General features: G+C 38.5%; 11 protein-coding genes. 6 read left to right on the top strand and 5 right to left on the bottom strand.

All coding sequences use genetic code 11. The annotated features are described in order from the left end of the window. Window positions 1-117: 117 nt before the first annotated feature. The 4 genes from hisC to A9239_RS02395 all read right to left on the bottom strand — a co-directional run bounded on the left by hisC (window position 118) and on the right by A9239_RS02395 (window position 5,116). Window positions 118-1,218: a histidinol-phosphate transaminase gene (gene hisC, locus A9239_RS02410; protein ID WP_048120690.1), complete on the bottom strand. Its 1,101-nt coding sequence runs from the start codon at window positions 1,216-1,218 to the stop codon at window positions 118-120. After that, on the bottom strand, window positions 1,199-2,308 hold the full coding sequence (locus A9239_RS02405; RefSeq protein WP_230629343.1) for an acetylornithine transaminase: 1,110 nt from the start codon (window positions 2,306-2,308) through the stop codon (window positions 1,199-1,201). The genes hisC and A9239_RS02405 overlap by 20 nt, the downstream gene beginning before the upstream one ends. A 721-nt stretch (window positions 2,309-3,029) precedes the next feature. Further along, entirely contained in the window at window positions 3,030-4,220 is a 1,191-nt protein-coding gene (locus tag A9239_RS02400; protein WP_069575216.1) for a hypothetical protein, read from the bottom strand. Between the two features lie 413 nt (window positions 4,221-4,633). After that, entirely contained in the window at window positions 4,634-5,116 is a 483-nt protein-coding gene (locus A9239_RS02395; protein ID WP_048120686.1) for a PUA domain-containing protein, read from the bottom strand. A 392-nt stretch (window positions 5,117-5,508) separates the two neighbouring features. On the opposite strand from A9239_RS02395, the gene A9239_RS02390 reads away from it, so the two are divergent. Both A9239_RS02390 and A9239_RS02385 read left to right on the top strand, forming a co-directional pair. Beyond that, window positions 5,509-6,603: a hypothetical protein gene (locus A9239_RS02390; RefSeq protein ID WP_048120684.1), complete on the top strand. Its 1,095-nt coding sequence runs from the start codon at window positions 5,509-5,511 to the stop codon at window positions 6,601-6,603. Between the two features lie 107 nt (window positions 6,604-6,710). Further along, entirely contained in the window at window positions 6,711-7,277 is a 567-nt protein-coding gene (locus A9239_RS02385) for a hypothetical protein (protein WP_048120682.1), read from the top strand. Between the two features lie 91 nt (window positions 7,278-7,368). Here the strand turns inward: A9239_RS02385 and A9239_RS02380 are convergent, their stop codons facing one another. Next, entirely contained in the window at window positions 7,369-7,671 is a 303-nt protein-coding gene (locus tag A9239_RS02380) for a DUF1894 domain-containing protein (protein ID WP_048120680.1), read from the bottom strand. A gap of 610 nt (window positions 7,672-8,281) precedes the next feature. Here A9239_RS02380 and A9239_RS02375 point away from each other — a divergent pair. The 4 genes from A9239_RS02375 to A9239_RS02355 all read left to right on the top strand — a co-directional run bounded on the left by A9239_RS02375 (window position 8,282) and on the right by A9239_RS02355 (window position 10,167). After that, window positions 8,282-8,740: a DUF1890 domain-containing protein gene (locus A9239_RS02375; RefSeq protein ID WP_048154052.1), complete on the top strand. Its 459-nt coding sequence runs from the start codon at window positions 8,282-8,284 to the stop codon at window positions 8,738-8,740. Then, complete coding sequence (locus A9239_RS02370; protein WP_048120674.1) at window positions 8,737-9,111, top strand: DUF1894 domain-containing protein; 375 nt, start codon at window positions 8,737-8,739, stop codon at window positions 9,109-9,111. Before A9239_RS02375 ends, A9239_RS02370 begins: the two co-directional genes overlap by 4 nt. Window positions 9,112-9,602: 491 nt before the next feature. Then, the gene (locus tag A9239_RS02360; protein WP_238985564.1) at window positions 9,603-9,866 is read left to right on the top strand and encodes a DUF2089 family protein; all 264 of its coding nucleotides are present in this window, start codon (window positions 9,603-9,605) and stop codon (window positions 9,864-9,866) included. Window position 9,867: 1 nt separating this feature from the next. Next, window positions 9,868-10,167 (top strand): hypothetical protein, encoded by a 300-nt coding sequence (locus A9239_RS02355; RefSeq protein ID WP_048120663.1) that lies wholly within the window; start codon window positions 9,868-9,870, stop codon window positions 10,165-10,167. The last annotated feature ends 116 nt before the right edge of the window (window positions 10,168-10,283 follow it).

Raw genomic sequence — 10,283 nt, 5'->3', positions numbered from 1 at the left:
AAACAGAGTAAAGCAGAAAATAGAGTAGAGCAGAAAACAGAGTAAAGCAGAAACAGATCTTAACATAAAATATAACTCAACATAAAAATTGAGCTTAAAATAAAGAAACAGAGGCTTTTAAACCTCTTTCTTTGCAGTTTCAAAAGCCCTGACAACTTTTTCATTCTGTTTCAGAGTACCGGCTGTTACTCTTATAAGTGTATCTCCAGCATCCCTGAAAGAGTCACAGGAACGTACAATAATTCCCTTTTTCATGAGACTCTGTGTAACGGCTTTTGATTTTAAAGGGGCAACGTCCACAAGTACGAAGTTTGCCTGGGAAGGATAGACCTTAAAAGGAATTCTTTCTTTCAGGTATTTCCTGCCTTCTCTTGCGATTTCTACGCTTTTTTTGCGGTGTTCAACGTCTGAAAGGGCAGCTATTCCTGCTTTTAACGCTGGAAGACTTACTGAAAACGGAGTTGCTGCTCTTATATACTCTTTTGCCAGCCATTCGGGCATAATCCCATAGCCCAGGCGCAAGCCTGCGAGCCCAAATACCTTGGAAAAGGTTCTGCCCACAACAAGATTATCGTATTCTCTTACAAGTTCTGCAAGGTTCCTGTCTGCAAACTCGACGTATGCCTCGTCAACGAACACAAGAGCCCTTGTATTTTCAAGGACTTTCCTAAGATCCTTTTCGGGAAGGAGATTGCCTGAGGGGTTATTGGGGGAACAGAGGAAGATTATCTTTGTCTTGCTGGATGCGGCTTCCAGAAGCTTTTCAGGATCTATTGAGAAGTCCTGGCTTCTCCTGACAAAGACAGGCTTTCCTCCGCATGCACGTGCCGGAAGTTCGTAATAGGCAAAAGTAGGAGTAGGGACAATGACTTCGTCCCCTTTTTCGATAACCAGCCTGCAAAGCCCGTCAAGTAACCCGTCCATTCCTGGCCCTGAGGCTATGAGGTTTGAAACCGGAAAGCCTGTGTATTTCGCGAGTGCCTCCCTGAGTTCAATCGCGTCTGCTGAGGGGTAAATGTTTGCGAATGGAGCGGTGTCCATCAGGGCCTGAACAGCTCTTGGAGAAGGCCCTAGTGGGTTTTCGTTTGAGCCGAGTTTGATAATTGAAGCCGGGCCAAGTCCATAGGCAGAAGCGATTTCTTCAATTGATTTCCCTGGAACGTACTCTGCAATATCAAAGATTTCTTTTTTTATCAGTTCAGGCCTGCTCAAGAACATCAACTACCTTATCTATCTGTTCTTTTGTAATCACAAGTGGGGGAACCAGACGGAGCACTGAGTCCGATGTGCAATTTACAAGCACTCCATGTTCCCTTGCAAAGTCCACGAAATCACTGCAGGGATGGTTTATCTCGACTCCTATCATGAGCCCTTTTCCACGGACTTCTACAACATCTTCCCTTTCCATATTCCTGAGCTTTCCCATGAAATAAGCCCCGTTTTCTTTTGAGCGCTTAAGGAGTCCTTCTTCCCTGATTGCCTCTATTGAAGCGAGTGCAGCTGCACAGGCAAGCGGCCCGCCTCCGAAGGTAGAAGCATGCTGTCCGCGCCCAAAGCTTAGTCCGTCTCTTGCCGCAATAGCACCCATTGGAAAGCCTCCTCCAATTGCTTTTGCCATGCTCATGATATCTGGTTCTACGCCGAACTGATCTTTACAGAACCATGTACCTGTCCTTCCAAATCCTGTTTGCACTTCATCAAAGATAAGGAAAGTTCCGGTTTCATCACAGATTTCCCTGACTTCTTTAAGGTATCCGGGATCCGGGATATTAACTCCGCCTTCTCCCTGAATGGGCTCAAGGATCACGGCTGCCGTGTTTTCTGAAATAGCCTTCCTGATAGCATCAGCATCGGAGTACGGGACAAAAGTAGTCTCGGAACTCACAGGCGGCATGAAAGGGTCCCTGTACATGCTCTTGTGGGTTACGCTGAGTGCCCCTATAGTCCTTCCGTGGAAGGAGTGTTCAGCAGCTATAAAGGCACTTTTTCCGGAAGCCATACGGGCCAGTTTCATCGAAGCCTCTACGGCTTCTGTCCCTGAATTACAGAAAAAAACGCGTTCCATTCCTGTAACCGAAACCAGGGCTTCCGCAAGTTCAGCCTGAATCTCAGTGTAATACAGGTTAGAAACGTGCAACAGCTTCTCAGCCTGGGCCTGGATTGCCCTGACAACAGCTGGGTGGCAGTGCCCAACATTGTTTACTGCAATTCCTGCTACACAGTCAATATACTCTTTTCCGTAAATATCCCGGACAACCGCTCCCTTTCCTTCTGAAAGTACAAGGGGCTGACGCCCATAAGTCTGCATTACGTATTTTGAATCTTTTTCTATAATTGAATCGTATTTTGCCTGTAAATTCTCAGGCTCTGTAACCTGTAAATTTTCAGGTCCTATGAAATTTTCTGTCAATTGGATCCCTTCATGAAATTTGTTCCTTTAAACTGATCGGAAAGTTTAACGAGTAAAGTCTGGAATATTTTGAATGACTTCTGGTTATTTTGAACTATTTGTAGTTATTTTGCATTACTTCTGGTTATTTTGAATTACTTTTGGGTTTTTGAATTACTTCTGGGTTTTTGAATTACTTCTGGGTTTTTGAATTACTTCTGGTTATTTTCGAGTTATATCTAAATCTGGAGATCGAATAGCTCAAAATGAATGTATTATTAAGATATTAAGATTTTTGAGAGCATTTTCTTTTGAGGGTTCAAAAAGTTTACAATTAGATTTCAGAGTTGAGTTCTGCTCTGTCATCTCCGAAACCCAGATAATTCCCTGATTCCCTATGAATGTTACTGCTCCTTCTCAAAAAAGAAATTTTTTCCAAGACATTTTTTCCGCAGTTCTTTCTCCCCAAAGCATTAGATCACTTCCTTTAGGGATCAGATTTGCCATATCTTGAGCGAAAATTCGGGCGAAAATTCGGCAGAAAGTCTGATCAGAGGAAATTCCGGGTTTTCTGGGCGTAAAAAACATACGAAAGGGCTCGAGTTGGATTAATCACTCTCCGAGATTAATCACTCTCAGATTACTCTTCGGACTTATGTTCCTTTTTGTAAGTCCTGGCTCCTGTGAAGCGTCTAGTTCTTTCCAGGGCCTTTGTTCTGGCAGTTTTTCTTTTTTTACCAGGTCCAAAAATATTACTGGCTTTTTTTGCATTCAGCTTGACAGGTGAATCAATTTCCATCACATTCAGGGGCTTTGCGGGCTCATCCTGAGAATTTTTTTCGTTTTTATCCCGAGGTTCATTTTCAGTTTCTCCCTTAGGGGCATTTTCGGGCAATTTATAAGTTTCACTCATAATTAATTTCCCTAAAGCATTGACTTCTGCAAGAACAGGCATTTCTGCAGCGTCTCTTAAGAAAGATACCCCTGAAGGGGCTTTTATTGTGCCATCAACCCTTGCTTTTTCAAGCAATAAGACCGAGTTGGCATTTACTCCTCCAAAAACTCGACTGTTCCTGCCAATCTGCACATCTCCTTTTGAATAGAGATTGCCATAGACAGTGCAATTTTCACCGATGAAGATCTTGCCTTCTGAGTAAATGCTTCCCTTAATGGTCAGTTTTTCCCCTGTAGTGACAGTCTGTGCCCGAATATTTCCTGTTAACAGGCAGTTTTTCCCAATAGAGGCTTCCCCGTCGACCTCAATAGTTTCATGGGAAAGCTTTGAGCCGGCTGGTATAATCAGTACTTTTTCAGCGGGTTCTTTTCCTTCAAAGCTCTGTATGTCCTCAGAATCATCAAAAAGTTCTTCTACGGCTTTTTCAATTTCTTCGCCTTTTCCAAGGCGCATCATTTCCTTTATGTAAAGAAATAGGAAGATAATTACAGGGATCGGATTCCTCACCACTATCCATCCCTTGGCTTCGAAACCTCCTTGAATTTTAACTTCTTTTCCTACGTCCAGGTCTCCCTGTACGAGCAGTTTCCCGTCAATGGTTACAAATTCTCCCAGGTAGGCATTTCCGCCGACTTCTACTCTGTTACCCAGTTTTGACCACATATCAATTCTGAGATCATTACTTGCCGCAATATCCCCTGAGATGGCTACCCCTTCTCCCATAATAACAGTATCGCCGATTATGCTGTATTCAATATTAGAGTGATTGCCGACAATAACGTCTCCCTCGACTGTAATTCTGTTTGCTTCGATTCTGGTGTTATCTGGAACCAGGAAGTATTTTAGAACCTCTTCTGACTCTGAAATATTGCTCACTCTCCGGGAAACTGTTATCTTTTGGCTTTATTTCTTGAAACAGTATTCTTGAAACTTTATTTCTTGAAATTTTCATTTCTCGAAACTTTATTCTTGGAACTTTATTTCTTGAAATTTTTATTTGTCGAAACTTTATTTCTTTAATATTTGGACTTTAGGATTAAAGCTTCTTTTAAAATACGTTTTTCTGAATGTCATTCATTCAAAAATTACTATCTATGATATATTCTTATTCATTTTATCCGCTCATTATAAGAATATTTGAACAATATAAGTAGCGTTTTATATCATATTTAACTATATGTAAATTTGTGTGAAATTTAAAAAGCTTCGATATTTAGAATAATACTTAACATTTTTTCTCTTTTCCAATGTCTCTTTTATATCTCATAAGTCTTTCTAAGTCTCTTGATTCACTTTCCTTTTTTCGAAGCCACTCCTGCTCTTACATCCACAGCTGCCCCACTGTTAAGAACCAGGATCTCTGCAGGAGACAGAAGCAGTTGTCCTGTTGCAAGCAGCTTGTCAGTCTCATCTGTGACAAGTACTTCTTCTCCGGCCCTCAATTCAGGATCAATTTCAACTACGTGTTTTATAAAAGCGGTTTTACCTTTCTCCACAAAAGGAGCGGCTTCTTCTGAGATAACGACCCTGAGCTTCTTTCCTGGCAAAAGCCTGTGGACAATGGAAGCTCCTTCAATACTGAGGGTAAAAAACCCATCCTTTGCTCTTGCTGTAGCCATACGTTTTCCAGAATGTAAGACCTGACGTACTCTTTTTGTCCTGGATAACTGGAACGTTGAGTCATCCGGAAAAAGTTCTTTTCCAATGCCTTTCCCAAACTGATAGTCTGCTATCGTGCGAACTCTAGCAAGTCTTTCGGTGCCATTATTCATGAGAGTACGTAATATATGCAGACCTTAAAGCCGTTCCGGTTATCCTGATTCTTGGGACTCTAATTTTACATTGGGACCATGATTCTACATTGGGACCACAATTTTACATTTCATATCTATTACTTATAATAAATTTTTAGTCTACTATTCTTCCGGTTGAGCTTCTTACTTTTCTTTACACATTTTTGCTTTTTGGTCAAATGCAGCTGTTTCTCTCTTTAAATTCCTCACACTTTTTTATTCCAATCTTCATTTTTTTGCTCTCCAAGTCTAGCAAAAATATTAAGAAGTATAAGCAACAATCTATTATCGGGTTTACGAAAATGAAAACATGAGTATATCAAGAACTTTGAGCTTCTTACGGTCTCAAGAAGGCAGGAGAGGGAATCCGCTTGATAGTCCGAAAAAATATCTCTATTGACCAGTGTTATGTGGATAAATTAAAGCCCTTTCTGGAAAAAAATAATGGAAATTTAAGTGCGGCAATAAGGGATACTATCGAAACTGCCTCTCTTACCCTGGATGGAAGAACCGGTGAAAACGGGGAAAACTCTTCAGGTAAGGTCTCACAGAATGCAGAATATCGTAATGGACTGATTGAGGAAGAAGAATTCCTGCTTGTTCATCATACTCTGCTTGAGTGGCTTATTAATAATACTTCTGGGTTATTGATCGACGAATCTACCGTATATGAGATAATTAACCCTTATAAAATTAAACGAATCTCTGATGTTGTCAGTTATATGAATTCGCTCAATGAGAAAATGAGCTGGAAAATTAAGGTTGATGTGGAGTACAGTCAGGGTCCTGAACCGGAAACTGCAAGTCTTACTCTCTCAAACGGAAATTCCTGCTTCAGGGAAATTATGGCCCACAGCCTGGCTCTTTATCTGGCAAAACAGATGAAACTTGATGTTCAGGGTCTATTCTGCAAATCAAACGTAACAAAGGTCTATTTTAAAAGGTTTGAGTTTCTTGATTTTCAAAAAGTTCCTAACGGGCTTGAGGAACACTTCGGGTCTATGGAAAGTACTTTCCGGGAAATTCAAAAAAAGCCCGAGTTCTGGAAGAATCTTATCAAAACTTACAGGCAGCATAATTACCAGCGTCTTAGCGTGCAAAGAAATACTTTCGAGGCTTTTGTTTCAGGAGATCTTCCATCCATGGCTGAATTGAGAAGGAATTTTGAGTTGATTACAGGAAAGCCCCCAGCAGCTTTCACCCTTGCCGAGCATATAATAATTTTTAAAGAAATTTACCTGACTGACAGCATCGGAAGTGATATAGAAATTTGCACGGAAAAGGGCAGAGAATATGTGAAACTTATTCACGACTATTCTGATAGAAAAGTATGTGACTCTCTTACAAAATATTATTCCAATGTTTTCAAGTCAATTAACTACTCTTTTAAAGTCACTACCAATCCTAATATGATTCTTTTTGAGTTCGGAAAAAGTCCTGTTTCAGACGATGATTTTTTGGAGTAACGAATCTCGAACACTGAATCTCGAGCAATATCGAGCCTTAATTTCTTGATTTTTTGATATTCAATAAGATAGATAAATTCATATGTGGGATTCTCCTATCCTTTTTCATGAGTGACGTAATTTTGCTCTGGGACTGCCCTCTTCTCTTTGAAAAACTGTTTGTGGAATATGGGCTTGAATGCACTCGTGCGCTCTCAACGTCCCTTGGTACTCCTTATCTTCCTGCCTGCAATGTTCTGATTTTGCCGACAGGTTTTGCAAATAAACAGTATACGAAAACAGGCGCAGGACTTGAACGCGGTAAACGTTCTCTTGAAAAGTTTGTGACAAAAGGAGGGACTCTTCTTGTTTTCAGCCCTCTTGTCCCGGAATATGAATATGAATGGCTTTCTTTTTCTCTGAAATACGTAATGGAAGAAAACTCATGCACACCTCAACTTGTAGGTAAGCACGAAGCCCAAAAGCTTGTGGAAAATATCGACCCTCCTGTAGGATGTGATGGTTATTTCACGGAAGCCGATGCTGATGTGATATTAACAGATGACAGGGGCAGGCCTATAATGGTCGTAAAAGAAATTGGAGAAGGCATGATCGTTGCAACCACAATACACGAGCTCCCCTCAGCCGGATTCTTTGAGTGCAGGGTTGCATGTACAAAAAAGGTAAAACCATAAAAGAAAATTTAAAACAAAAAAATCAGAACTAAACATATATATAATTTTTAGGAATTAATGCCTGACAACAGGCACAATTGCTTTTTATCCTTCATTTAATCTTTTTTATATTTTCATCTTTTTTGTACTGGCTCCTAAGTCTCTCTATTTCTTCGGTTTCGTTTTTCAGTTTGACCACAAATAAGCCGAAGCAGGGCTTTGTGAACTGAAATATAATATCGTTTCCTGAAAAACCAACAGGGGCAGCTGTACCCATGAGCATGAGTTCTCTTACTTTGTATCCACCAGGTACAAGGTATACCTCTTCCGAATTTTTGATGATAAAACTTTCACATTCTTTAATAGTTGTGTTCTTTAGAAGAACCTCATAGTCATATTCGCTTAAACATACCATTTTTGTACCTTTTATTATTTTTTTCTTAGTGCAAAAGAGAGTAAAGTCTTTTCAATACCTTCATGCCAAGAAAGTTCTGTACAAATACCAAATTTAATATAAATTATTTATATACTTTTCTCTATATAATTTTTGAAACGCTTGCAGATTAGTGTATACTCGTCTCGACTAAGCAATTTTTAACCTGGTATCAACAATTTTATTTAAATTTAATAATATTAATCGGTTAAATGTTATTTACTGGTTGAATATTATTTACTAATTAAATATTATCTAGTAGTTAACTGATACTTTAGATATATTGGAAATAGAAAGCATGGAAGATATTATTGAAGTTGATCCAAACACTCAAAACATTTCTCTGAATCCCACATTTTGAATCGTTAATTAAGCTTTAAATTATGGAGAATAATTATAAAACTTTTTTCAGATTATGAAAATTAGTTCTGAAACCTTATTAATTTTTGGAAACGTAGTCGGTTTTGGGAAGAGTTCTTAAGCTATAATACTGTCACGATTTCAAAAATTTCCATCAAAATATTAATTGCAAAGATTAAAATTCAGGGTAAACCTTAATCTTACAGATAAAATACCTAAGAGATGAAATGTTATGACCGGCGCAAAAGTGCTCCTCATGATGGGATGTCCAGAGGTTCCGATTCAAACCAGTATTGTATTATATCTTTCCCATAAGCTTACCAAGCTGGGATTTGATGTAACCGTTGCCGGGACAACTGCCGCAAGCAAGCTTTTGAAAGTTTCCGATTCCGACGGTTATTATGTAAAAAAGCTGGTAGATCTTGACAAAACCATAGTAGATATTATTGAAAAAATAACGGATTTCGATATGTGCTTCGCCTTTATGCATAACGATGCCGGAATGACTTATGCAACGACTATGAGCTCCATTTCTCAGGCCAGAATGTATTCTGTAGTCTTTGGCAGGAACGCTGAGGCTCTGGCTGAAACTATAGAGTTCGATTGTGAAAAGATTGTCGCACAGGATGTTCACAATCCTGTTCGTCTCAAAAACAAGCTGGATAAGGTGATGGGGGAGATCGTTATATGAGCTGTATTGAGCAAATGAAGTATACAATCCATTTGCAAAGGATAAGCTTCAAGGAGGCAAGAGAGTATATTGAAAAAAATTCGGACGAAGTTTACTACGTATCTCCTGGATATAAAATCTTCAAAAATTACTATATAATAGGAATACCACCCATTGCAATGGGGGCAAAAGGCAATGCTCTCATTTTCCCATATACAAAGCCCTGCCATGGAAGCTTTGTCCTGAGCATAGACAATGAGGACAGCATAAAAGAGATTAATCGGCTCAGGGAGACGGGAGAAAAAAAGGCAACGACTTCAGCGAAGAAAAGTAAACCTGCTAAAAGTTCTAGGGCACCTTTAACTAGCTATGAGGACATGTGGAAAAAATAAAATCTAAAATTTAGCATGATACTATTTAGCATGATACTATTTAGCATGATAATATTTTGGAGATTATTTTAACACTGAATAAGAGAAGAGCTAAAAAATGGCTCTTCGCTGTTTCGAGTGGGTAACTTCCATTCGGCTCTTAGTATTAAAGTAATATATCTAAAACATAGGAATACTTGTTGTTGAAAATCAAATTCAAACTTAATGTTTCTCTTTTTGACTTGGCTACTTGAACTCAGCAATTTATTTAAATTCACACAAAATATCGAAGAGCCATTAATTTCTCCTTCATTATGCTTTCATTTAAAGGAATTTACGGACATAACATATGCTCCTAAACTTTTACTTCTTTCAATGAATTCCTTTCATATTTTTTTCGCAACGAAACCCGAAAACTTTAACAATATTAAAGTTATATTGAATAATGTTAAAATTAATATGAAAAGGTGGTTAAATTAAATATAGATAAAATACCGAGATGGATTCTTGATTTGGAATTGGAGGATATCTCGTTCATTAAAAATTTTATTTTGAGTTCCGGATCTCTGAAAGAAGTCGCAAAAATATACGATGTTTCTTATCCTACCGTTCGCCTTCGGTTAGATAAACTAATACAAAAAATCAAACTAAGTGGAAATAAACAAGATGAACCTTTTATAACTTTTATTAAAGGCTTAGCCGTTGATTCCAAAATTGAACTGGAAACTGCAAAATTGATCATTGAAAAATATAATTCTGAGAAGAGGGATAAATAAAATGAGTATCTTTTTAGGCTCCTTAATTTCAGCAGTAATTCTCATATTTCAATATATTCTGAGTGAATCCAAAAATTGGCTACTTGGTGGAATTATTCCGTTGCTTGTAGTCCTTTTCGCTTTGTGGTGTTTTTTCATCCGCACTCCACGATTAGGCGTTGAAGCCATAATACCTTTCAGCATATTGTTTTTTTTGCTTTTAGGTGATTGGGTAGATGGAAGGAGCCGCTTTAAGAAAAAGAAAAAAGAAGATATGGAACACGAACTGAAAAAGATGCAGGTGCATGATCTTAGTGATTAAACGCAATAAACACAATAGCAAGTCGATTATCGACTCGCTATTACTGTATACCATATTTTTCTACTTCAATTTTGATGTTCAATTTGATGTTCAATTTTAATGTTCAATTTGATGTT

The organism is Methanosarcina sp. A14, assembly GCF_001729375.1.
GTDB lineage: Archaea > Halobacteriota > Methanosarcinia > Methanosarcinales > Methanosarcinaceae > Methanosarcina > Methanosarcina barkeri.
The sequence above is the reverse complement of the archived record's forward strand: the minus strand, read 5'-3'. Positions and strand labels throughout refer to the sequence as shown.